General features: G+C 67.3%; 23 protein-coding genes. 8 read left to right on the top strand and 15 right to left on the bottom strand.

The annotated features are described in order from the left end of the window. Window positions 1–45 precede the first annotated feature (45 nt). The 4 genes from JOF56_RS24225 to JOF56_RS24240 all read right to left on the bottom strand — a co-directional run bounded on the left by JOF56_RS24225 (window position 46) and on the right by JOF56_RS24240 (window position 3,935). Entirely contained in the window at window positions 46–609 is a 564-nt protein-coding gene (locus JOF56_RS24225) for a TetR/AcrR family transcriptional regulator (protein ID WP_209641820.1), read from the bottom strand. After that, window positions 606–2,531 (bottom strand): YhgE/Pip domain-containing protein, encoded by a 1,926-nt coding sequence (locus JOF56_RS24230; RefSeq protein WP_209641821.1) that lies wholly within the window; start codon window positions 2,529–2,531, stop codon window positions 606–608. The genes JOF56_RS24225 and JOF56_RS24230 overlap by 4 nt, the downstream gene beginning before the upstream one ends. Then, window positions 2,528–3,184, bottom strand: a complete 657-nt coding sequence (locus JOF56_RS24235) for an ATP-binding cassette domain-containing protein (RefSeq protein WP_209641822.1) — start codon at window positions 3,182–3,184, stop codon at window positions 2,528–2,530. Before JOF56_RS24235 ends, JOF56_RS24230 begins: the two co-directional genes overlap by 4 nt. A gap of 121 nt (window positions 3,185–3,305) precedes the next feature. Beyond that, window positions 3,306–3,935, bottom strand: coding sequence for a TetR/AcrR family transcriptional regulator (locus JOF56_RS24240; RefSeq protein WP_209641823.1), 630 nt, complete (start codon window positions 3,933–3,935; stop codon window positions 3,306–3,308). Window positions 3,936–4,022: 87 nt separating this feature from the next. Here JOF56_RS24240 and JOF56_RS24245 point away from each other — a divergent pair, with 87 nt between their 5' ends. Then, complete coding sequence (locus JOF56_RS24245; RefSeq protein ID WP_209641824.1) at window positions 4,023–4,364, top strand: hypothetical protein; 342 nt, start codon at window positions 4,023–4,025, stop codon at window positions 4,362–4,364. Window positions 4,365–4,401: 37 nt separating this feature from the next. Beyond that, a complete protein-coding gene (locus tag JOF56_RS24250) occupies window positions 4,402–4,863 on the top strand; it encodes a GNAT family N-acetyltransferase (RefSeq protein WP_209641825.1) in 462 nt (153 codons plus the stop codon). On the opposite strand, the gene JOF56_RS24255 is transcribed toward JOF56_RS24250, so the two are convergent. Further along, window positions 4,846–5,802 (bottom strand): helix-turn-helix domain-containing protein, encoded by a 957-nt coding sequence (locus JOF56_RS24255; protein ID WP_209641826.1) that lies wholly within the window; start codon window positions 5,800–5,802, stop codon window positions 4,846–4,848. The two genes, JOF56_RS24250 and JOF56_RS24255, sit on opposite strands and share 18 nt — an antisense overlap. A gap of 99 nt (window positions 5,803–5,901) precedes the next feature. Here JOF56_RS24255 and JOF56_RS24260 point away from each other — a divergent pair, with 99 nt between their 5' ends. The 3 genes from JOF56_RS24260 (at window position 5,902) to JOF56_RS24270 (ending at window position 8,438) form a co-directional block, all read left to right on the top strand. After that, the gene (locus JOF56_RS24260) at window positions 5,902–6,855 is read left to right on the top strand and encodes an alpha/beta hydrolase (protein WP_209641827.1); all 954 of its coding nucleotides are present in this window, start codon (window positions 5,902–5,904) and stop codon (window positions 6,853–6,855) included. Window positions 6,856–6,945: 90 nt separating this feature from the next. Next, window positions 6,946–7,797 carry a sensor histidine kinase gene (locus tag JOF56_RS24265; protein WP_209641828.1) on the top strand — a complete coding sequence of 284 codons (852 nt, stop codon included), beginning with the start codon at window positions 6,946–6,948 and terminating at the stop codon, window positions 7,795–7,797. Next, window positions 7,794–8,438 (top strand): response regulator, encoded by a 645-nt coding sequence (locus JOF56_RS24270; RefSeq protein WP_209641829.1) that lies wholly within the window; start codon window positions 7,794–7,796, stop codon window positions 8,436–8,438. The genes JOF56_RS24265 and JOF56_RS24270 overlap by 4 nt, the downstream gene beginning before the upstream one ends. Here the strand turns inward: JOF56_RS24270 and JOF56_RS24275 are convergent. The 3 genes from JOF56_RS24275 to JOF56_RS24285 all read right to left on the bottom strand — a co-directional run bounded on the left by JOF56_RS24275 (window position 8,405) and on the right by JOF56_RS24285 (window position 11,321). Then, window positions 8,405–9,445 (bottom strand): alpha/beta hydrolase family protein, encoded by a 1,041-nt coding sequence (locus JOF56_RS24275; protein ID WP_209641830.1) that lies wholly within the window; start codon window positions 9,443–9,445, stop codon window positions 8,405–8,407. The genes JOF56_RS24270 and JOF56_RS24275 overlap by 34 nt on opposite strands. 80 nt (window positions 9,446–9,525) lie before the next feature. Further along, window positions 9,526–10,440: a GNAT family N-acetyltransferase gene (locus JOF56_RS24280; RefSeq protein ID WP_209641831.1), complete on the bottom strand. Its 915-nt coding sequence runs from the start codon at window positions 10,438–10,440 to the stop codon at window positions 9,526–9,528. A 5-nt stretch (window positions 10,441–10,445) separates the two neighbouring features. Beyond that, entirely contained in the window at window positions 10,446–11,321 is an 876-nt protein-coding gene (locus tag JOF56_RS24285) for a class I SAM-dependent methyltransferase (RefSeq protein WP_209641832.1), read from the bottom strand. Between the two features lie 203 nt (window positions 11,322–11,524). On the opposite strand from JOF56_RS24285, the gene rpsA reads away from it, so the two are divergent. Both rpsA and JOF56_RS24295 read left to right on the top strand, forming a co-directional pair. Next, window positions 11,525–13,018 carry a 30S ribosomal protein S1 gene (gene rpsA / locus JOF56_RS24290; protein ID WP_209641833.1) on the top strand — a complete coding sequence of 498 codons (1,494 nt, stop codon included), beginning with the start codon at window positions 11,525–11,527 and terminating at the stop codon, window positions 13,016–13,018. Window positions 13,019–13,484: 466 nt separating this feature from the next. Then, complete coding sequence (locus JOF56_RS24295; RefSeq protein WP_209641834.1) at window positions 13,485–14,015, top strand: hypothetical protein; 531 nt, start codon at window positions 13,485–13,487, stop codon at window positions 14,013–14,015. On the opposite strand, the gene JOF56_RS24300 is transcribed toward JOF56_RS24295, so the two are convergent. Beyond that, window positions 14,002–15,774, bottom strand: coding sequence for a sensor histidine kinase (locus JOF56_RS24300; RefSeq protein WP_209641835.1), 1,773 nt, complete (start codon window positions 15,772–15,774; stop codon window positions 14,002–14,004). The genes JOF56_RS24295 and JOF56_RS24300 overlap by 14 nt on opposite strands. A gap of 87 nt (window positions 15,775–15,861) precedes the next feature. Here JOF56_RS24300 and coaE point away from each other — a divergent pair, with 87 nt between their 5' ends. Continuing rightward, window positions 15,862–17,028, top strand: a complete 1,167-nt coding sequence (gene coaE / locus JOF56_RS24305) for a dephospho-CoA kinase (RefSeq protein ID WP_209641836.1) — start codon at window positions 15,862–15,864, stop codon at window positions 17,026–17,028. 64 nt (window positions 17,029–17,092) lie between these two features. Here the strand turns inward: coaE and JOF56_RS24310 are convergent, their stop codons facing one another. The 6 genes from JOF56_RS24310 to JOF56_RS24335 form a co-directional block, all read right to left on the bottom strand. Continuing rightward, entirely contained in the window at window positions 17,093–18,535 is a 1,443-nt protein-coding gene (locus JOF56_RS24310) for a glycoside hydrolase family 3 protein (RefSeq protein ID WP_209641837.1), read from the bottom strand. 2 nt (window positions 18,536–18,537) lie between these two features. Beyond that, complete coding sequence (locus tag JOF56_RS24315) at window positions 18,538–19,368, bottom strand: carbohydrate ABC transporter permease (protein ID WP_209641838.1); 831 nt, start codon at window positions 19,366–19,368, stop codon at window positions 18,538–18,540. After that, a complete protein-coding gene (locus tag JOF56_RS24320) occupies window positions 19,365–20,357 on the bottom strand; it encodes a carbohydrate ABC transporter permease (RefSeq protein WP_209641839.1) in 993 nt (330 codons plus the stop codon). Before JOF56_RS24320 ends, JOF56_RS24315 begins: the two co-directional genes overlap by 4 nt. Further along, window positions 20,354–21,655 carry a sugar ABC transporter substrate-binding protein gene (locus JOF56_RS24325; RefSeq protein WP_209641840.1) on the bottom strand — a complete coding sequence of 434 codons (1,302 nt, stop codon included), beginning with the start codon at window positions 21,653–21,655 and terminating at the stop codon, window positions 20,354–20,356. The genes JOF56_RS24320 and JOF56_RS24325 overlap by 4 nt, the downstream gene beginning before the upstream one ends. 233 nt (window positions 21,656–21,888) lie before the next feature. After that, window positions 21,889–22,407 (bottom strand): ribonuclease FAU-1 family protein, encoded by a 519-nt coding sequence (locus JOF56_RS24330; RefSeq protein ID WP_209641841.1) that lies wholly within the window; start codon window positions 22,405–22,407, stop codon window positions 21,889–21,891. A gap of 186 nt (window positions 22,408–22,593) precedes the next feature. Next, window positions 22,594–23,190, bottom strand: a complete 597-nt coding sequence (locus JOF56_RS24335) for a ribonuclease FAU-1 family protein (RefSeq protein WP_307855238.1) — start codon at window positions 23,188–23,190, stop codon at window positions 22,594–22,596. Window positions 23,191–23,253 lie beyond the last annotated feature (63 nt).

Genomic DNA, 23,253 nt, shown 5'->3' on the forward strand with positions numbered 1-23,253 from the left:
CCACCTGTCACGAGACGCGGGCGGCCCGCCAGGTTCCCGGGGTGCCTAACTTTTCTTGCCCAGGCCCCGCACCAGCAACATCACCGAGTCGCGGACTTCTTCATGGGTGCGCTGCGGCTGGAAGACCTGCCAGTCCAAGGCGACCACGAGCAGGGTGCCGAACAGGGCGGCCGACGCCGTTCCCGCCAGGACGCCGTCCGGCATCCGCCCTTCGTCGGTCAGCCGCTGCATGTGTTCCTTGATGATCGAAATGATGTCGTCACGCAGCAGCGTCAGCGTTTCGTGCCACTGGCCTGGTGTCCGCCACAGCTCGCTGACCAGCAACTGGGCGAACGCGGGGTAGTCGCCGAAGTACGACAGCGCCGCGCCCACGAGTTCCTCGACCTCGTCGGCCCTGCGCAGCCGGTCGGCCAGCAGATCGACGCCGTAGCGCAGCAACGCGTCGATGAGCCCGTCTTTGCTGCCGAAGTTGTAGTACACCGTGCCTTTGGCGACGCCCGCTTCGGCTGCGATCTCGTCGACGGTCAGCCCGACCATTCCCTTGCTGCCGGCCAGCCGCAGCGTCGCGTCGAACAACTTCTGTTTGGTTGCCTGGGTTCGCGGGCTCACAAGACCAGCTCCGGACGCAGCCGCGACGGTGTCCACATCCGCTGCCTGTGCGCGGCCAACGTCGACACAGCCAACCCTCCCACCAGATACGCGGCCAGCACGAGGACATCCGTACCGACATTCGACAACGAACCACCGTAGAGCAGGTGGCGCATGCCGTCGACCACGTACCCCATGGGCAGCACCGAATGCAACGGGTACAGCACGTCCGGCAGGGTCTGCCACGGGAACGTGCCGCCGGAGCTGATCAGCTGCAGGATCAGCAGCACCAGCCCGAGGAACTTGCCGACCGAACCGAAGAACGCGTTGAGCGCGTGCAGGATCGCGGTGAACGACAGTGACGCCAGGGCCAGCAGTCCGAGCGCGGCGACCGGCCGGTGCGCGTCGATCCCGACCACGGTCGTGACCACGCCGAACAGCAGGACCACCTGTGCCAGGCCAAGACCGGCCGCGGGCAGCCAGCCGCCGATCGCGATCCGCCAGGCCGGTTGCCCGGCCGCGACGGCCCGGCTGGAGAGCGGCTTCACCAGCAGGAACAACACGAACGCGCCGATCCACGTGGCCAGGCTGAGAAAGAAGGGGGCCAGCCCGGCGCCGTAGCTGCCCGCGCGGACGTCGCCGACGGTGTTGATCGAGACCGGGTTGCCGATGGTCCTGGCGGTGGCGTCCCGGGTCGGGTCGTCCGGGTGCGGGATCTGGCCGAGTCCCTGGTCGAGCCCGTCCCGCAGTTTGGCGGTGCCGTCGGCGATCTGCCGGGTGCCGTCGGCCAGTTTGTCGGTGGCGCCGACAGCTGTCTGCTCGCCGCCGGCCACCGCCGCCGCGCCATCGTTGATCTTGCCGATCCCGGCGGCGGCCTTGCTGATGCCGTCGGTCAAGGCGGGGGACTGGGCAGCGAGCTGGGCCGCGCCGTCGGAGACCTGCTTGGCACCGGCCGCGAGCTTGTTCAACTGTGCCGCTGCGCCTTGGACTTTGCTGTTCGCGTCGTCGATGGGCTGACGGGCCTGGCCGAGCGTGGCCATCACCTGCTGGACCTGCTCCTCGGTGAAACCTGCTTGGCGCAGCTTCGCCGCGATGTCGCCGTTGACCTTGTCCAGTCCGCCCACGAACTGGTTCGCCACGTCGGCGATGTGCTGTCCTTGTGCGGCAACCTGTGCGTTGCCCGCCGCGACCTGCGCGGCGCCGTCAGCCAGTTTGGCGGACGCGGCTGGAAGGTCCTTTGTCTTGTCCCGCAACGTGTTCAGGCCGCTGTTGAGCTCCTTGGTGCCGGCCGCGACCTGAGCCGCGCCGTCGGCGAGCTTGTGCTGGCCCTCGCTGAGTTTCGCCGACCCGTCCCGCGCCTGCGCTGTGGCGTCGGCGAGCTGGGTGGCGCCGTTGGCGGCTTCCTGGGTCTTGCTGAAGATCGTGCCGAAGCCGACCAGGAACTTGTCCGCGGCCCTCTGGCCGACCTCGGAGGTGATCGACTGGCGGAGGGTGCCCGCGACCTTGTCGGCGATCGTGCCGACGAGATAGTTGTTGGCGTCGTTGGTGGTGACCGTGATCAGGCCCTGCCGGGGCTTGAAGTCACCGCTGGAGGTCAGCGCGGCGGTGAAGTCGCTCGGGATGGTCATCGAGAACGAGTAGCGGCCGTCACGCACACCGGCGTCGGCTTCCTCGGCGCTGACCCGGTTCCATTGGAACGCACCGGAATCCTGGAGTTTGCGGGCGACCTTGTCACCGGCGTTCTCGGTGTCCGGCGCACCGGCGTCCTGCATCACGAGCGCGGCCGGGATGTTGTCCAGGCGGCCGTACGGATCGTGGTTGGCGAACAGGTAAAGCGAGCCGTAGAGCAGCGGGACGAGCACGAGGGCGAGCACTGCGAGCTTGGGCAGCCGGCCCGCGGTGATCCGGCGGATCTCGTTGCTCGCCAGGCGGAAGGCACTCACTGGGGTTCTCCAGACAGGACAGGCATGGGGTCCGGCTGGTCGTCGTGGCCGAGCCGGGCGGCGGGAAGGGGAAGGGCGCTCGCCGACGCGGGCGAGCAGAACACGACGACGGCCAGGCCTTGTTCGGCCTGCCGCAGCGCGTGCGGCCACCAGGTGCCGGGATCACTGGTGTGCCGGTCCGGCGTGTCGATCATCAGTGCCTGGACGCCGGGCCGGGACGCGGCCAGTTCGACCAGCAGCCGGGTGCGGACCGCGGCTGGCACGTGCTCGACTCGCTCACCTGCGTAGATGTCGGCGCCTTGCGTTTGCAGCCATTTACGGACGGCGTTACGGTTCGACGGCAGGCCGGCGTGCAGGAGCTCTTCGGCGATCGCGTTGCTGAGCTTCAGCCCATCCTCGGGTTCGTTGACGTCCGGCGCGTCGACCAGGGCCACGTGCTTGCGCAACACGGCAGCGTCGGTGCGACCGTTCAGCGTCACCGAGCCGGATGACGGGCGGAGCCGTCCGGCGAGCGTCAGTGCGAGTGTGGTGTGCCCTGGGCCAGGTTCGCCCGTGACCAGGGCGATCTCGCCACCTCGGACGCGCAGCGAGGTCGGCTGCAGCAACGGGCCATGGGGGCCGTTCACGCCGACTCGCTCGGCTCGGATCTCCACGATCGGACCTCTCTTTGAACTGACCGGTCAGTTCAAATACTGCGCCGTAGAAGATCGTCCCGCAAGCCGGAGCGCTGTGATGCTCGACGCTCTTACATGGGAAGACGTGCTTTTTGTGCGTTCAGTCCGAATCGAGCCGGTAGAGGGTCGAGAAGATGACGTCGGTCAGCACCGAGACGATCTTCGCGTCGCCGTCCGGATCGGACATCCGGACAAGCTGGTAACCCGCGCGCTCGACCATCCACGTCAGTACAGCGGCGGTCTCCGCAGGCTCGACTGCACGCATCACGCCCGCGGCCTGGCCGAGCTCGATGGCCTTGCGTGTGGCCTCGATGATGCTCTGCATCTGGCTGCGGACTTCCTCGGCGACCGAGGCGTCGTACGCGGCGGCCTCCACGACCATGGTGAACGCGGCCCCGCGGCGCCGGTAGACATCGATGATCGAGGTCAGTGCTGTCTGCAGGTGCTCCCGGTCGGCGCTGTCTGCCGTCGACCACCACTCCCGTGACACGGTCTCCAGCTCGGCGAGCACGGTCTTCGTCATGCGGCGGGCCAGGTCGCTCTTGTCCTCGAAGTGCACGTAGAAGGTCGAACGCGATATGCCCGCGACAGCGGCCAGTTTCTCCACGCTCAGCTCGGTGAAGCCGGCGCCCTCCTGGATCAGCTGCTCGGTCGCCGCCAGGACACGGCGTTCCATCGCCTCCCGGCGGTCACGCCTGCTGGACCGATCCGAACGAGTCACTGAGGGCATGCCGCGAGCCTAGTGCTCCAACTGTCTGGACATCATGTCCGGACAGTCTGTCTTGATATAGTGTCCGGGCAGGGCGACGCTGTGAGGATGACGGTCTTGTTATGGCTTCTGCTGAGCCTTGCGGTGATCTGCACTCTCGGCGTGGTGGGCGGAATGGTCTACGCATCTGTCCGCTCTGTCCGCGGCGGGACGAATCTGGACTACGCGCTGATCGCGGTGGGCGGCGTGACGCTGTTCGTCGACCTCATCGGCGGCGCTGCGGGAATCGTGCTCGCCGCAGGGGTCCTTGACGACCCCGGTGCCCGGACTCTGGCCGGTCTCTCGCTGGCCGGCGATCCCGCCGAGGCCGACGCCGCCCGCATGGTGGCCAGGCTGGTCGGCGGTGCGGTTCTGGGCTTCTGCCTGCTGCAGATCCTGCTGATCGTCTGAGCGCGAAACCGGTTGACCTGGTCGTGAGGATCGGAGTGTGAAGATCGCCGTCACCCCGGTTGCCGACGCCCGGCCGCTCCTGCGTGAGTACTACTTCGACATCGTCGGCCGGTACTGGGGCAGGCCCGCCACCGACGAACAGATCGACCAGGTTCTGCTCGACGAGCCCAGCGACGATCTGCTCATGCTGGTCGCGAGCGAGGACGGCAAGCCGCTCGGCTGTGTCGGCCTGAGGCTGTCGATCCCGCCGTTCGCCGAGGTCAAGCGTGTATATGTCGTGCCGCAAGCGCGTGGACGTGGCATCGGGCAGGCGCTGCTCGCCGAAGCCGAGAAGGTGGCGCGCGACCACGACGCCGTGACGATGCGCCTGGACGTGCGGGAGGATCTGGTCGAAGCCAGAGGCCTTTACGCCAAATTCGGGTACGTCGAAGTCGAGCCGTTCAACGACGACGACTACGTCGCCTACTGGCTCGCCAAAGACCTACCCGTTGTCGCGTAGGCGCCGGAGAACCAGCGTCAGGTAGAGCCGGAAACGGCCTTCTGGCGTGTCGATCGGGAAACCGAGCGTGGCGCGGGCATGCTCCAGGCGTGCCTGGATCGTGCTGTGATGCCGGTGGATCACGGCCGCGGCCTGACGGGCTGAACCGGTGTGGCACAACGCTTCCAGCAACGTCAGCATCTCGGGCTCGGGCGCGAGCTTGTCGAGCGCGAGCACGTCGGGGAGCTTGGCGATCTCGTCGGCCGGCAGTGACGCAAGCGCCATCTCGCTACCAAGCCGTTCAGCCCACACCATCGAGGACTCCGCGAAACGCACCGCGGTTCGCGCGGCACGCCACGCGGCGGGCGCCTCGATCGCGGGGAGCAACGGGCTGACGCCTACTTTCCCTTCCTGCGGTGGGATTTTCTCCGTCTGTACGAGCACGGCGTGCAGCGATCCCAGCGCGGCCGACATACCGTTCGGCGTGCCCTTGACGGCGAGCACGCGCAGCAGGGTGTCCGGCCTGAGACCAAGCAGATGCAGCGCGCGGGACCGTTCGGCTTCACCCGCGCTGTCCGACAAGACCAATTCCACCAAGGCCGGATCGCCCAACGCGGGCAACGGCAACCGGTTGTGGTCCAGCAGCAGGGCGACCGCGATGGAGAACCGTTCCAGCACCATCTCGTCCAGCGGCAACGGTTTTCCCTGTCGCGCAAGCCAGACCACGGTTCCGTCTTCCAGTGTGCGCCGGGCCGCTGAGGCGGGCACAGGACCGCCGACCAGGAGCCCACGCGCGGGCGACTGCACGCCCACTGGGCATTCGGCCAGCTCACCGGCTCGGTGGACGAGCATGTCCAGGCTCGCCCGGCCGGCCACCAGGCGATCGAAGAACCCGATCACCCGGACCGCGTTCTCCGCGTCGGCGTCCAATCCCGACAGCCGCAGCAGCAGGCCCTCCATCCCGCTGACACTACCGCCCGCCAGCTGGCGGTTGCACTGCGAGAATTGGCCGACACGTGGCTGTTGAGCCACCATGGCCCCGTGGATCAGCCTGGAGACATGAGTTACGCCATCGACGCCGAACTTCTGCCCTGGCTGGACATGCTGCCCGCCACCGAACTGAGCGACCAGTCGACCCTGGACGTGTCGCGCGCCCGGATGCGCGAGGTCGTGTCCATGATGCCCGCCTACGAACCAGGGCGCCCGCTGGACATCCGGGACGAGTCCGTGCCCGGCCCGCAAGGCGCGCCCGACGTCAAAGTCCGGATCTACGCGCCGGCCGAGCGCGACGGCGCCCGCCCTGGCCTGCTCTACATCCATGGCGGCGGTTTCGTGGTCGGTGACGTCGACATATCCGACTCGGCCACCAAGTCGTACGCCGACGAGCTCGGCATCGTCGTGGTCTCCGTGGACTATCGGCTGGCGCCCGAGCACCCGTACCCGGCGCCGGTCGAGGACTGCTTCGCGGCACTGACCTGGATGGCGAACAAGGCCAGTGAGCTGGGCATCGATCCGTCCCGAATCGGCGTCGCGGGCGAAAGCGCGGGCGGTGGGCTCGCCGCGGGCGTCACGTTGCTCGCGCGGGATCGTGGTGGCCCGGAGCTGGTCTTCCAGTACCTCGGCGTGCCCGAGATCGACGACCGGCTCGACACGCCGTCCATGCGCGAGTACGTGGACACCCCGGTGTGGAACCGCCCCAAGGCGATCTTCAGCTGGACCTCGTACCTCGGCGACATCGAGCCCGGCAGCCCCGATGTCCCCATCTACGCAGCGCCTGCCCGTGCGACCGACCTTTCAGGACTGCCGCCGACCGTGGTGACCGCGTGCCAGTTCGACCCGCTGCGCGACGAGGACATCACTTACGCGCAGCGCCTCATGCAGGCAGGCATCCCCGTCGAGCTGCGGCACTACGCCGGGACATTCCACGGCTCCGGCATGATCACCGAGGCCGCCGTGACCAAGCGGATGAAGGCCGACGCACTGGAGGACCTCCGCCGCGGCCTCAAACTCTGAGTTTTGCCCCCAATGTGGCATTGGTGGCATGCGATGCCACCAATGCCACATTGGGGGCACACCCCAAAAGCCTGCTTGTAGCGTGGGGGCATGCGTTCGGGGGTGACGGAAGGGCTCATCTGGCTTGTTGTGACGGGCCTGCTCTTGATCGACAGCCGGCGCAATCCCGTGCCCTGGGAGCTCGTCGGCGGACTGGTGGTCGTCACCCTGGCGGTGGCGGCCATCCGGCGTTTCCCGGTGATTTCGCTTGCTCTGGCGATGTCGTCGGGTGTGGCGCTGGTGTTCGACTACGGCGGCCGCGTGCCTGTGTGGCCGATGCTGCTGATGGCGTCCGTGGCCTACTGCGTGTATTTCCGGCATCGCACTCGGCAGACCGAGACGCGAGGACGACTGCGTGAGCGGGCACGGATTGCCGCGGACATGCATGATTCTCTGGGGCATGAGCTGACGCTTATTGCTGTGCGCGCGAGCGTGTTGCAGGTGTCGAGTGGTCTTGATGAACAGCAACGCAAAGCTGTGGGGGAGCTACGGGAAAGTGCTGCCGCCGCGACTGAACGGCTGCGCGAGATCATCGGTGTGTTACGCGGTCCTCCCGAGACGATCGCTGGATTGATCGCGCGCAGCGAAGCGTCAGGGATGGTCATCAAGGCGAAAGTAGAAGACGTCTCGCCGGAAGTCGAGCCGGTCGCGTACCGCGTTGTGCAGGAGGCGCTTACCAATGCGGCCAAGCACGCGCCGGGAGCCACGGTCGTCGTCGAGGTCACCCGGACCGGTGTCTCGGTGATCAACGAGCCACCTGCGGCGCCGTCACCAGGTTTGGCCTCCGGCGGGCACGGACTCAGCGGACTGCGGGACCGGGTGAAGCTGGCAGGCGGGTATTTTCAGGCAGGGCCACGGGACGGCGGGTTCGCCGTGACAGCAACATTCAGGGAGACAACGTGATCCGGGTCGTGCTCGCCGACGACGAGGCGATGATCCGCGCGGGCATCGCGGCCATCCTTGGCAGCGACGACCGGATCGAAGTCGTCGCGCAAGCCGTGGACGGCCGCGAAGCCGTGGACGAAGTACTGCGCACCAGGCCTGATGTCGTGCTGCTCGACATTCAGATGCCTGAGCTCGACGGCCTCGCAGCGGCCAGGGAGATCAGGCGGCTGCGTCCCGAGACCAGCGTGGTCATGCTGACCACGTTCAACGAGGAAACCTACGTCGAACAAGCGCTTGCTTTAGGCGCCAGCGGTTTCCTGCTCAAGTCAGGCGACCCGTTCGAGCTGCTGGCCGGGGTACGGGCGGTCGCGGACGGCGCCGCGTTCCTGTCCCCGAAGATCGCCAAGCGGGTGATCGAGCAGCTGACCGGCCGGGCGACGTCCCGCGAACAGGTCAAGCTGCTGACACCCAAGGAGACAGAAGTGCTGGCACTGCTGGGTTCTGGAATGTCCAATGCGGACATCGCGGCCCGGCTTTTCATCGTCGAGGGAACCGTCAAGGCGCACGTGAGCACGATCCTCAGCCGTCTCGGCGTGAAAAACCGCGTCCAGGCCGCGATCGTCGCCTACGAAGCCGGCCTCGTCGAGAGCCTGGCCTGAAACAACCCGGTGAGATAGTCACGGAAGAAGTGCATCGACTGGACCGGGTCCTGCGTGCCGTAGAGCCGGGTCCATGTCGCGGGCGGCATCTTGTCCTTCTGACCCAGCGCAACCGTCAGATAGCCGTTGTCGGTCGACGACGAGTGCCCGGTCTCAGGCAAGTGCCGTCGTTCTTTCCAACCGGTCACCGACGGCCAGGCCGCGTCCCAGCCCGCGCCGAATTCCTGCTCGCCGACCGGGCTGGTGAGCAGCGCGAACGGCCTGTCGATCACCAGCGGCCGGTACAACGGTCCGTCGAGGCTCACACCGGCCTTGACTCGCCGGTCCACGGCCATCGTCTCCGCGGTTGCCACCCCGCCCGCGGAATGCCCGGCCATCCCGATCCGGGCCGCGTCGATCCGTGGTGATCCGCGCTTGAGCAACGTGTCCAACACAAAGGAGACGTCGGTTGCCCGGTTCTCCAGCACCGCCGGCCACGGCTGGCCCGGTGTCTGGCAAACCAGGCACTGCAGCATCCGGCCGCCTGGGAACTCGACGTTGTACGCCTCATAGGCATGGTCTATCGCCGCGACCACGAACCCCTTCGACGCCAACTGCTCGGCGAGTGTGGTCAACGTCGTCCTGCTGTTGCCCGCGCCGGGCGACAGCACCACGAGGGGCCAGCGGGACGGCAGTGCCGGGGCATCGGCATAGGAGTGCACCTTGATCTTGCTCAGCGCGTCCTCAGGGAGATCCAGCTTCAGGCCTTTGACAGTGGCCGCGGACTCGGCCGCGGTCATGTAGGCACCAGGCCTGCCCACCGGGAACGCTGGGTACCACAACGAAACCATCAGTTCACGGCGCCGGTCGGGCTCCCACTGCTCAGCGCGGGACTGGTCGGTCAGATGCAGCGTCCGCAGCCCGATCGGATAGGGCCCGCCGGGCTCGATCAGGGCGGTCTTCGTGGCGGCCGCCGCCGGTGCCGCGAGCGCCGCCAGCAGGGCGGCGACGATTACCAAGATCCTCATGGGATCAGTGTTGTTCGCGCAGGTCCAGCCGCACATCGGACTTACGCCAGGCCCGCACCCCTACTTTCGTCAGGGGTCGCCTACCTCAGCGCCGAGGCCGGCCGGACCTCCCAGATCGTCCAGAGTGGACGGTAACCCTGCCTGGCCCAGAACACCGTCGACAACGGGTTCGGCGGGTTGAAGTAGAGGAACGTGCCGACCGTCCCGGCCGCGCCGAGTTCCCGGTGCACGTGCGCGATCAGCTCCCGGCCGATGCCCGTGCCGCGTAACGGCGGTGCGACCGAGAAACTGTTGATGTAACCCCAGAGCCCGTGCCGGACCCGGGTCTCGCTCCAGGACCCGGCCTCCGAGTCGCTGAACCAGCATTCGGCCAGCGCGACCGCGATCCCGTCGCTCTCGGCCAGCCACACCGGGTCGTTCTGGTCCAGATGCCGGGCCAGCGCCTCCCGTTTGACCTTCAGCGCGCCCGGGCGTAAGACCGTCCCGCCGACCATCGCCGAGTACTCCAGCTCGGCCATGGCCAGCGGGAACACCACGTCCAGATCGCGCAGCCGGGCCCGGCGGATGGTCAGGCGCCCGGGCGACGGGGTGGTGCGGCCACCGGTCCGGATGGCCAAAGTGGACAGTGGGACCAGGCCGTGGTCGAGCAGCACCCGGGCCGCCCGCACGTCCCGGCTCGGCCACGTGACCAGGCAGGACGAGTCCGGGCCGGGGGCGCGGCGGTCCATCATCACCTGCCACTGGGCCATCAGCTCGGCCATGCCGTGCTCGCCGAGCATCGGGTGCAGCTCCCAGACCTCCAGCGCGGACCACAGCGTCGGCATCGCGTCCGGCGCCAGCCGGCTCGCCACCACCACGCCCGCCGCGCGTGAACCGTCCGGCAGCGCCGCTGTGATCACGTCGCCGTCCGGCGGCCGCACCGCCGCGGGCAGCATCGGGTCGAGCCGGGCGAACCACGCGCTCTGCGTGTCCACCAGCCCGTCCGTGAACTTCATCCGCCCTAGGCCTTCTTCCGGCAGCAGAAGATCGCCGTCCCGGGGAACAGCTCTCCGCGCAACGGGCTCCACTGGCCCCACTCGCGCGTGTGCTCTTCCGGCCATTCCGGCTCGATCATGTCTTCCAGTACGAAACCAGATCCGGTCAGCGCACGCACGTAGTCCCCGAGCGTGCGGTGGTGCTCGACGTAGGTGGGCCGGCCCTCGGCGTCGACTTCCACGTACGGGGTGCGATCGAAGTAGGAAGTGATCACCCGCAGCCCGTCCGGCCCCGGATCGTCCGGGAATATCCACCTGATCGGGTGAGTCACGGCGAAGACCCAGCGCCCGCCCGGCCGCAGCACCCGGGCGACCTCCCGGAAAACCGGGCGAACATCCGCCACGAACGGCACCGCACCGAACGCCGAGCACGCGATGTCGAAGCGTTCGGTGCCGAACGGCAGCCGTTCGGCGTTCGCCCGCACCAACAAAGGAGTGATACCCGTCACATCGTTGGCATGCGCGGCGTGCTTGAGCATCCCGCCCGAAAGGTCGAACGCGGCGACCCGTGCACCCTGCGTGACCAGCCAACGGGCGCACGGCGCGGAGCCACAGCCGACCTCCACGATGTCCTTGCCTGCCACGTCGCCGAGCAGTCCCAGATCACGTTCCCGCAGGCCCTCGGGGCACCAGAGGAAATCCGCGTCGCCGAGGAAAGCGCCGTGCTCAGCCAGGTAGTCGCCGGCGTCAGCGTCCCACCACGCGATGTTGGCGGCCACCGACTCCCGCGCGTCAACACTTCGCCGGGCGGGACCGACTGTGCCGAGAGTAGCTTGGGTCCCGGCGTACCGGTCGTTCTCGCTGTCCACGCCTGCTCCTTCTGGGCATCCGGTTTGCCCCATGTTCGCGCGGGCGCGTACGATACCGCCCGCGCGGTGAATTTCGCGCTGCCTGCTGTTCAGGTCAGGGAATCTGGGAATCGGGTTGCGCGTCTCGGTGTTGAACCCTGTGCATGCTTAACGACACACACAGGGCGCAGGCCGTCCAGCCGCGCGCACAAACTGCACACCCAACGACCCCAATCCGTACCGGAGCAACCCACCTAATGTCCACCGACACCACCATTGTCCCGGCTTCCAGCGCGCCAAGGCAGCAGGTCGCTATCAACGACGTCGGGACGGCGGAGGACTTCCTCGCCGCTATCGACGCGACGATCAAGTACTTCAACGACGGCGATATCGTCGAAGGCGTCATCGTCAAGGTCGATCGTGACGAGGTTCTTCTCGACATCGGCTACAAGACCGAGGGTGTCATCCCCTCGCGTGAGCTCTCGATCAAGCACGACGTCGACCCCAACGAGGTCGTCAAGGTCGGCGATGAGGTCGAGGCGCTTGTCCTTCAGAAGGAGGACAAGGAAGGCCGCCTGATCCTGTCCAAGAAGCGCGCGCAGTACGAGCGGGCGTGGGGCACGATCGAGGGTCTCAAGGAGGCCGACGAGCCCGTCAAGGGCACCGTCATCGAGGTGGTCAAGGGTGGTCTGATCCTGGACATCGGCCTGCGGGGCTTCCTGCCGGCGTCCTTGGTCGAGATGCGCCGGGTCCGCGACCTGCAGCCGTACGTCGGCCGCGAGCTCGAGGCCAAGATCATCGAGCTGGACAAGAACCGCAACAACGTGGTCCTGTCGCGGCGCGCGTGGCTGGAGCAGACGCAGTCCGAGGTCCGCAGCGAGTTCCTCAACCAGCTGCAGAAGTCCCAGGTCCGCAAGGGTGTCGTCTCCTCGATCGTCAACTTCGGTGCGTTCGTGGACCTCGGCGGCGTCGACGGTCTGGTGCACGTCTCGGAGCTGTCCTGGAAGCACATCGACCACCCGTCCGAGGTCGTCGAGGTCGGCCAGGAGGTCACCGTCGAGGTCCTCGACGTCGACATGGACCGCGAGCGCGTCTCCCTGTCGCTCAAGGCGACCCAGGAAGACCCGTGGCGCCAGTTCGCCCGCACCCACGCGATCGGCCAGATCGTGCCGGGCAAGGTCACCAAGCTGGTTCCGTTCGGTGCGTTCGTCCGCGTGGACGAGGGCATCGAGGGCCTGGTCCACATCTCCGAGCTGGCCGAGCGCCACGTGGAGATCCCCGAGCAGGTCGTCCAGGTCGGCAACGACGTCATGGTCAAGGTCATCGACATCGACCTCGAGCGTCGCCGGATCTCGCTGAGCCTCAAGCAGGCCAATGAGGGCTTCACCCCGGACTCCGAGTTCGACCCGACCCAGTACGGCATGGCCGCGGAGTACGACTCCGAGGGCAACTACATCTACCCCGAAGGCTTCGACCCCACCACCGAGGAGTGGCAGGAAGGCTTCGACAAGCAGCGCGAGGAGTGGGAGCGCCAGTACGCCGAGGCGCACGCCCGCTACGAGCAGCACATGTCGCAGATCCGCAAGGCCGCCGAGGCCGACGCGGAAGCCGAGAGCGAAGGCGCCGCAGCAGCCGGCGGCGACCAGAGCTACTCCTCGGCCGGCGCCGAGACCCCCGCCAAGAGCGGTGGCACCCTCGCCAGCGACGAGCAGCTCGCAGCGCTTCGCGAGAAGCTCTCCGGCGGAGTCTGATCACTCCCGCCAGAGCAGCCTGACGCCTGCTGACTGACCACGAGGCCCCCGGACCGGCAACGGTCCGGGGGCCTCGTGCCATCCCAAGCCGGACACCCATGTGATGCCCCGAACGCCACTTTGGGAGCGCTGGATGCTCCGAACGCCACTTTGGGGGCATATCGAGCCGCCCCAACCCCGGACACGAGCAAAACACAAGGCCGAAGGTCCCCAGCAGACCCCGGCACAGTCAACATATTTGCACCGTCAACCATGATCGAAGAAACCGCTGATCAGTACGCTGCCTGGGAAAACGTACCAACCGAACACCCTGAGTAACTATGATTTTTGGGGGATTGCCGCACTCGTCACTCGACGAGGGGACTACGGTCTTCAGCTTGTGAGTGCTAAGGCGTGGACACGCACTGCGTCGGTCGCGATCGTGATCGCCGGATTGGTGGGTTGTGCGAGTAAGGAGCGCACACCCTTGGTAGTTCCGGTGCCGGAGTTCACCCCGTTTTCGTCAACGGGTGCGTCGTCAGCGCCCGCGCGGATCGTCGGTGCCCTGCCGACCGGGTGTGGTGCGATCGCCACGGCTGAGGAGGTCTCCGACGCGGTCGGCCAGGCGATGGCGGGCACGGCCCGGCCGGTCGCGGGAACCGCTGACCAGTCAATCGGCCGCACGGCCAGGATCGACTGCTACTACGGCCTGACCGACGGCCAGGAGCTGCAGGACGCGCCGATCCGGGTGGGCCTCGCCAGCTACGCCGACGCCAAGGCCGCGACGACTCGTGTCGAGAAGACCGTCGACGAGGAGCGTGGGGCGGGCGCGAAGGCGAGCCAGGTCCAGGTCGGCCCGGACAAGGGGACTTTGCTGGTCGGTAAGAAGACCGTGACGCTGGTCGCCACCTATCAGGCGACGACGGTGGTCGTCATCGCGCAGCTGAGCCTCGTCCCGGCCAACCAGGCGCCGTCGATGCTCGGCAAGATCGCGAACCGCGCCCTCAGTCCCCGCTGACGCGCAAGGTCATCGTCACTGTTGTCGGTCCGCCAACAGGACTGTGCACAGTCATTGAGCCGTCGAAAGCGCTCAACCGTCGCTGGATGCCAAGCAGACCCGTGCCACGTGACACGTCAGCGCCACCGCATCCGTCGTCCCGCACGGTCAGCCTGAGCACTACGCCGTCGAGAACCACATCGACTGTCACAGTGTTTGCCCGCGCATGCTTGGTGACGTTGGTCAGCGCCTCACTGATAGCGAAATAGGCGGCCGACTCCACCGGCGGATCCAGCCGACGCGGCAAGTTCACGCACACCTGCACAGGCATCGGCGTGTCCAACGCCAGCGCCCGCACCGCGTCGCCGAGCCCGCGGTCGGCGAGCACCGGCGGGTGGATGCCACGCACCAGGCCACGGAGTTCGACCAATGCCTTGGCGGAGTTGTCACGGACTTTGGCCAGCAGTGTTTTCGCCGCGGCAGGATCCTGGTCGATGAGCCGTTCCAACGCGCCCAGCCCGAGCCCCATCGCCACCAGCCGGGCCTGGGCGCCGTCGTGCAGGTCGCGCTCGATCCGGCGCAGCTCGGCGGCCTGCGCGTCGGTGGTCTCGGCCCGGGTCTGGGTCAGCTCCTGAACCCGCAGCGCGAGCTGCGCCTGTTCGGTGGGCGCGAGCAGGATCTGGGTCCACCGCCCGGTCAGCTTGATCGAATATGGCGCCATCCACACCGCCAGCGCGGTGATCACGGCGGCCATCGGCACGGCGAGCAGGTCGGAACCGGCGAACTGGCCGTAGAAGCCACCGCCCCACTCCTGGTCCTTGTCGCTGAGAAACCAGCGCCACGACTGGGGCACCAGCAGTCCCCAGCCGGCGTAGATCACCAGCATCGACGGCAACACGGTCAGCCCGAGCGTGACGATCGGATCCACGGCCAGAAACAGCAGATCCCGCCACGTCGCCCGGTCGTGGATCACCCACTTCCACCGGGGGATTCCCTGTGGCCGAGGCAAATACGGCCGTGCGATCGGCGTCCCGGACCACTTGCCCGACAAGTCCCTGCGCAGGTTCGTGGCTTCGCGGCCTTTCTCCGCGGCGATGGGAAACAGCACCACTGTGACGAGCGCGAGCAGGTGCTCCACGAGCAGCACCAGGCTCAGCATGCCCATCCCGAACAACCCCATGCTGCGTGTCCACGAGGTCAGCCGCCTGCTGAGCTGCGCAGAAGTGCGCCGCTTGGACGGCCCGAGCAAGCGCACGGTCAGATTGGTGTGCACGCGCATCAGAATCGGCGCGGACAGCAAACCCCAGATCGCCAGCAACCCGCCCCAGGGCAGATTCAACGCGCCATAGACGACCAAGAACGCGGGCGTCAGCGCGAAGATGTTGCCGAGAGTCGCGTTGACCAGCAGCCACCATAGATCCCGCCAGGTCGAGCGGTCGTCGACCACCCAGTCGATCTGGTTGGCCAGCGCGGGCATGCGCGGGGTCTTGTAGAGCGTGTTGTCGGAGACGTACATGCCTTCGTCGTCCGGCTGCGGCGGAGGCGGCGCGGGCTGGTACGGCTGCACGATGAGCACGCCGTCCCACTTGGCCGCGAACCGCCTGCGCTGGTCGGCCACCCACCGGCCGAACTCGACTGCCCACGGGATCAGCACGATCAAGCCGACCGAGACGCTCAGGACCAGCACAATCGCGTGCGCCAGCAGCGCGACGAGACCCACCACCGACAGCCCGGCCAGCACCAGGCCCCGTAATGTCGCGTTGGCGGCGTCCCGGATCACGGCCCAAGTCTGCCTTCCAGAGTGAACAGTTGGCATTGCTCGCAGGCCCATGACACAGGTAGGGCTAGGTCTACCTACGATCAAGGCATGCTGCGTGTCGGGCTTACAGGTGGGATCGGGTCGGGCAAGTCGACCGTCGCGGGTCGGCTGGCCGAGCATGGCGCGGTGCTGATCGACGGCGACAAGCTCGCTCGTGAGGTCGTCGAGCCGGGTACGCCTGGGCTGGCCGCGATCACGGCGGCGTTCGGGCAGGAGATCCTGGCTGAAGACGGTTCGTTGAACCGCCCCAAACTCGCGGCCGTGGTGTTCAACTCCGATGAGCAGCGCGAGCGGCTGAACGGGATCGTGCATCCCCTGGTCGGCCAACGATCCGCGGAGATGCTCGCTGACGCGGCGGAAGACGCGGTCGTGGTGCACGACGTGCCGTTGCTCGTGGAGAAGGGCTACGCACCCATGTACAACCTCGTTGTCGTCGTGCACGCGGACGTCGAGGAGCGCGTCCGCCGTCTGACCGAGACGCGCGGCATGTCGGAAGCCGACGCCCGCGCCCGAATCGCCGCCCAGGCCACCGAAGAGCAGCGCCGGGCGGTCGCTGACGTGTGGCTGGACAACTCCGGCACGCCCGACCAGGTCCTGGCCATGGCGGACGCACTGTGGGCCGACCGGCTTGTGCCGTTCGAGGCCAACGTCCGGCTCCGGCGTTTCGCCCGCTACGGCAACCCCAGGCTGTACGACTACAACCCGGAATGGCCCGCGCAGGCGGCCCGGCTGATCGCCCGGCTGCAAATGCTCACCGGCGGCGTGCGCATCGACCACATCGGGTCGACGTCCGTGCCTGGCCTGCCCGCCAAGGACATCATCGACCTGCAGATCACGGTGTCTTCGATGCAACAGGCCGACTCCTTCGCCGAACCCCTGTCCGAGGCCGGCTTCCCTGTCAGCGCGGGAAACCGCGGCGACCGGGGCGAAGAGGAGACCAAGACCTTCCACCACTCCGCCGACCCAGGCCGGCCCGCCAACATCCACCTGCGTGTGGAAGGCACCCGCGACTGGCGGCACGCCTTGATGTTCCGCGACTGGCTGCGCGCCGAGGAGGCCGAGCGCGCAAGCTACCTGGACCTCAAGCAGGACATCGCCAAACGGTTCGCCTCAGCCGACAACCTCGCTGAAGCCGCCCCCGCCAAGGACTCCTGGTTCGACGAAGCCCTGCCGCGCGCCGAGAAATGGGCCACCGCAACCGGCTGGCAGCCCTAGCATGTGCCCCCAATGCCACATTGGGGGCATCACACGTCCCCAATGTGGCATTGGGGGCAAAACATCACCCGTGACTGGCGAGCCATTCGGCGGCGGCGATCATGCTGACGCGGGAACCGCTGAAAGTGTCGATCCGGGGCGGTGAACCGAGGTCGGCGCCGGGGGTGCCGGTCTCGACGTGGATGAAGTCCAAGTCGCCCAACGACTCCAGCAGCGAGCGCACGTGCGGGTGCCGATGCGCCTCCCGGGTCACGATGACGACCGTGTCGAACTCCTTGGCCGCCTTGAGAATCTCGTCGCGTTCAGGATTGCGCAGCGCCTGACTTCCGGGCTCGAACCACGTGAGGTGCCGGCCGAGGCCCCAGGGCATGGGGCCGGCGGCGATGCTCGGCGTGGACTCCACGTCGACCACCAGAGTCGGACCGCCCGGCCTGGGCCTGCCGTGAATCCGTAGCGCCTGACGAGCCGCGCGCAGCCCCAGTTCCAGGTCGACCGGCTTGATCGCAGTGGTCACAGGCGGAGTGCGCAGCTGGAAAGCCCGTTGCGAGGCCTCGGTCAAACGCTCCTCAGACAACGAACCATCCTGCACGGCCGCCACGATCGCGGCGGTGATCTCGTCCAATACTGAAGCGTCAAAGGCTTGTCCGCCAATGCACAGTGCGTCAGCCCCAGCGATCAGTGCGCCGACGGCCGCACCCGGAATCCCGGCATTGTTACCGAATGCCCCGGCCACCGCGCCCATGTCCAACGCGTCCGTGATGACCGCGCCGGTGAAGCCCAGCTCGCCGCGCAGCACATCGGTGAGCGCCTTGGGGTTCAACGTCGCCGGAGCCGTGCCCCACGGCGGCACGACAAGGTGCCCGCACATGATCGCGCGTGTCCCGGCCTTGATCGCCGCGGTGAACGGAACCAGCTCGACGGCTCGCAGCTCTTGCTCTGTCCGCGGCAATGTCGGCAGACTCAGGTGAGAGTCCTCTGTGGCCGCTCCATGGCCCGGGAAGTGCTTGGCACAGGCCGCGACACCGTACTGCTGAAGCCCGGAGATGTACGCGGCGACATGTTCCGCGGCGATCGCAGGCGACGAGCCGAACGCGCGCACGCCGATGATCGGGTCCTCGGGCGTCAACGTCAGGTCCGCGCAGGGCGCGAGATTGACCGTCACTCCGCACGCGGCCAGCCGTTCGCCCAAAGCGGCCGCTACTTCTGTGGTGAGCGCCGGATCTCCGGCCGAGCCGAGGGCGAGCGGGCCGGGGACGAACGACCCGGTGGCGACGTCCAGCCGGGTGACGTCACCACCTTCCTCGTCGATCCCGATGATCACGTCTTCCCGCTCTGAGCGCAGGCCCGCGGTCAGAGCGGCCACCTGCTCGTCGTCGACCACGTTGCGGCCGAACAACACCACACCACCGAGACCCTCACCGATCCTGCGGCGCAACCAGTCCGGCGCGGTCGTCCCGCCGAAGCCGGGCAGCAGAACGGATTCAGCGAGCTTCTCCAGTGCTGACACAGTTATCCCTTCACCGCACCCGAGGTCAGGCCGGACACCAGTTTGCGTTGCACGATCAGGAAGAAGATCAGCGCGGGCAGTGCGTAGATCACCGACGCCGCCATGATCCCGCCCCAGTCCACGGAGAACGCGGTACGGAACGTCGACAGCCACACCGGCAGTGTCTGCATGTCCTGATCGCGCATCAGCACCAGCGCGAACAGGTACTCGTTCCACGCGGTGATGAAGCTGAACACCGACGTGGCCACCAGGCCGGGCCCGAGCAGTGGCAGCGTGACCCGGCGGAAGGCCGCCCACCGGCCGCAGCCGTCGATCATCGCGGCCTCTTCCAGCTCGATCGGGATGCCGTTGACGAAGCCGTAGAGCATCCACGCGGTGAACGGCAGCGTCAGCGTCATGTACACCAGCAGCAGCGACGGCAGCTGGTTGAGCAGGCCCGCGTCCCGCATCAGCAGGTACAGCGGGATCAGCAGCGCCTGGGTCGGGGCCAGCTGGGCGATCAGCACCAGCATCAGGAATCCCTTGCGGCCGCGGAACTTCATCCGGGCCAGCGGGACGGCCGCGAGCAGGCCGGCGATCAGCGCGGTGGCCACGGCGCCGAGCGTGACGATCAGGCTGTTGGTCAGGAACGTGCCGAATCCCGGCTTGGTCAGCGCCGAGGCGAAGTTCTCGAACGTGGTCGACAACGGGATCAGGTCGTAGGCGGGGGAGAGCACCTCGCCCGGCGTCTTGAACGACGTCGTGATCAGCCAGTAGGTCGGGAACCCGAACAGCAACGCCGTGATGAGACCGGCTGCGCTGAGCGCGATCCGTTGCGGCAGAGACTTCCTCACTTCAACTCCACCTCCTTGGACCGCACCAGGATCTGGATGTAGCGGGCGGTCAGCGCGATCAGGATCACCAGCATCAGCATGGACACGGCCGCGGCCGGGCCGAACTTGCTGCTCGCGATGCCCTTGAGGTACATGAGGATCGGCAACGTCGTGCTCTGGCCGTCCGGCCCGCCCTGTTTGACCGCCCATACCTGGGCGAAGACCTGGAAGTCCCAGATCACCGACAGGAATGTCACGATCGTCAGGATCGGCTTGAGCGCGGGCCAGGTGACCGCGCGGAAGGTCTGCGGCCCGCTGGCGCCGTCGATCCCGGCCGCCTCGTACTGCTCGCGCGGCACACCGATCAGCCCGGCGTAAAGGCTGAACGCGACGAACGGCACGGCCTGCCAGACGATAAGGATCCCGATCACGGTCATCGTGCTTGTCCCGCTGGAGAACCAGGAATAGCCGATGAACCCGTCGAAGCCGAGTCTGTCCAGCGTCTTGTTGAGGATCCCGTACTGCTGGTCGAAGATCCACTGGAAGATCGTGGTCGCCGCGATCACCGGCACGGCCCACGCGAGCACCAGCGTCACCTGCAGGATCACCCGGATGACCGGGTTGATGTGCTTCATCAGCAGGGCGACCAGCATCCCGATCACCAGCGTCCCGGCGACCACGGACGCGGTGAACACCAGCGTCCGCAGGGTGATCTCCCAGAACTGCGGATCCGCCAGCACGCTCGCGAAGTTGTCGAACCCGACCCACACCAGCTGCCCGGTCACCAGCTCGCGCAGGTCGAGCTTGCGGAAGCTGATCAGCACCAGCTGGAAGGTCGGCCACAGCAGCAGGGCGGCGATCGCGATCACGCCCGGCGCCAGAAGCAGGTACGGCACAACGGATTCGCCCAGACCCTTGCGGCGGCGCCGTTGTCGCGGGGCAGGGACACGCGGCGATGCCGGCGGGGTGGTACCCGCCGGCATCGCCGCCACGTCCTTCGTCGAGGTCATGAACCCGCGAGCAGCTTGTCCAACGCGCTGTTGGCGTCGCCTGTGGCCTGGTCAGCGGACTTCGCACCGGTCAGGTACGCGGTCAGCATGTCCTTGAGCGGGTTCTGGCCGGACTCCACGTTGCCCCAGTTCGGGCTGGACGGGACCGCACGGCCGTTCTGCGCGGCCTTGGCCATCACACTGGCGTACGGGTCGGAGCTCAGCGCGCTGATGTCGGTCGACGTGCCGGGCACGAAGCCGCCCTTGGCGATCTCGGTCTGGTACTTCTGCGACGAGAGCAGCTTGATGTAGGCCTTGGCAGCGGCCTGGTTCTTGCTGTTGAGCGGGATGGCCAGGTTCGAGCCGCCCAGGAACACCGGAGCGCTCTTGCCCGCGCTCTTGCCGGGAACGGCGAAGGCGCCGGTCTTGTCCTTGATCGTCGGGTCGGTCTTGGCGGCCGTGGCCACCTCGCCCGGGGTGCCGATGAACATCGCGACCTTGCCGCCGCCGTAGATGCCCGACTGCTGCGGGTTGGCCTCGTCGTTGTCCTTGGGCGCCTTGGTGCCCGAGGCGTCGACCAGCTTCTTGTAGAACTCCAGTGCTGCCTTGGCTTCAGGGGTGTTCAGGGTCGACTTGAATTTCTTGCCGTCGGCCTTGGCGATGTCACCGCCCTGGTCCCAGAGGAAGGACAGGTACGCGTACCAGTACTGGCCCGGCAGGTACAGCGGCTGGAACTCCGGGTCGCTGCCGAACTTGGTCTTGAGCTTGTCGATCGCGGCCAGCCACTCGTCGTTGGACGCCGGCGGCGTGGTGATGCCGGCCTGCTCGAACATGTCCTTGCGGTAGAGCACTTCCCGGTTGGCGGCGTAGAACGGGACACCGTACTGCTTGCCGTCGAACGTGGCGGAGTCCTTGAGCCCCTTGAGCCACTGCGCGCCGTTGAAGTCGTTCACCGAGTCCGTGACGTCGGCCAGCACGCTCTCGGAGGCGAACGCCGGGGTCTGGGTGTTGCCGAGCTCGATCACGTCCGGCGGAGTCTGTGAGGCCAGCGCGGTGGTCAGCTTCTGCTGGATGCCGTTCCACTGCTGGATTTCGTACTTGATCTTCACGCCTGGGTTGGCGTCCTGGAATTCCTTGTGCAGTGCGCTGGTAAGGGTATCCGGCGCGGAGCCCGTCATCAGCCAGACCGTCAGGTCGCCGCTGATCTGCTGCGGCGCATTGCTTGCTGGGGCTTCGCCCGACCCACCTGAGCCGGCGCAGCCCGCAGTCGCGAGGGAGATGGCGGCAATTCCTGTCGCCAGCTTCATCCAGCGCTTCACTCGTGCCGTCCTTTCGAGCCCGGCCACCCCGGGCGCGCAAATGGTGTAGACCAATGCAGAGCAGCGTGGTCCGGACCACATCAACTGTCAAGCCGGTTGCCAAGACGTTGTAAAAGAGCACGAAGCTGTGGGTCATCAAGCCGGTTCCGGTGCGTAATCGGCCCAGAACGCGGCAAACCCCTCGCAAATGAGCACCCAGATGCGAGGGGTTGAGGTGGATCTTTGGCGTGGGTTTAGTAGGGCGGCCAGACCTCGAAGACGTGTTGCCCGGTAAGCCAGGCGCTCAGGTCGTGCCGGTAGTAGCTCAGGTCGTCCAGCGTCCGGTGCACGGTCCGCAGTGCAAGATCAGCATCTCCGGTGCGCAGGACGCGGCCCGCGACCGCGGCCGCGAACTCCTCGGTCCGCACGATCCTGGCGGCGGCGCCCTGCGCCGAGGACAGGCCGAGCAGGAGATCGGTGGTGCGCCATGACGTTCCCTCGCGCTGCACACGAGCGGCCGTGAGCACGCTCGGGCCGCTGCGGGCGTGGCGTGAACGCGGGCGCTGGTGCGTCAGCCGGAGGTTCATCTCCGGCAGTAGCCACGTCACCTCGGAGTCGTGGAACGGGTCCTCCGGAGTGGGGCATTCCAGCCGTAGCCCCCAGCGTTCCTCCTGGCATGTCCGGAGGCGCCGGGACGTACCGGACGAGTACCTGCGAACCGCTGAGACTGTGTCGACGATGTCGACCAGCTGCGGGGTGATAGCCGTTCCCACGCGGCCTGAGGGTAGTCGGCACGGTGCGTTGCGTGATCACCCGGGCTTGTTTCGTTACATCACGGCTTGTGTTCGGGCGAGTATCGATCTGTGAACGGCAGGGCCGTCCCTCCAATGGCGGTTGACAAGATCAAATGACGGTGTGTAGTGATTCCGCTACACTGGTTGAAACGCTGTTCTCGCAGCTCAGTCCCGCTCGATCCACTCGAGCTGGACGCCGTGCTCCTTCAGCCAGGCCCCCGTGTCGTAGCCGTAGCGCGTGATGCCCTCGACCGTCCGGTAGGTCCTTTCGAGCGCGCGCTGGGCGGTCTCGGCGTCGATGAGGCGCTCGGCGAGCGCGGCGAGCAACTCGTCGGAGTCGACCACCTCGACCCGGCTGCCGGTCCAGACATGGATGTCCAGATAGATGTCGACCACGCGCCAGACAGGCCCGGCCGCGCCGCTTCGCTCGCCGTAGCCAGGATCGATGTCGACCAGGTCGATGTAGATGTCCTCACGCGGCGGCGTGCCCGGCCGGCGCTGCCAGCGGGAGACACGCAGGCCCAGTTCCGGCAGCAGCCACGATTCGACGTACGTCAGTTCGGGATGACGGTCGACCGCGCGTGCCATGTACAGCCCGAAGTCCTCGAGCCGGTAGTCGTCCACGACCCGGCGGAATCCCTTGGGGTCGGTGTTGGACATCGCCGCGACGTCGAAGAACTCGACCTTGGGCGGGTGGATGTGCGCCACATCGTCGGGGCTCACGCGGGGGCGGGTCACGGGGGCGATGTAGTCGGAGCTCACAAGGTCATGGTGCCTAGGGGGACGGCTCCGGGGCACCCTCCGCGAAGGGGGGATTGTGCGTCC

The organism is Kibdelosporangium banguiense (assembly GCF_017876405.1).
GTDB classification, from domain to species: domain Bacteria; phylum Actinomycetota; class Actinomycetes; order Mycobacteriales; family Pseudonocardiaceae; genus Kibdelosporangium; species Kibdelosporangium banguiense.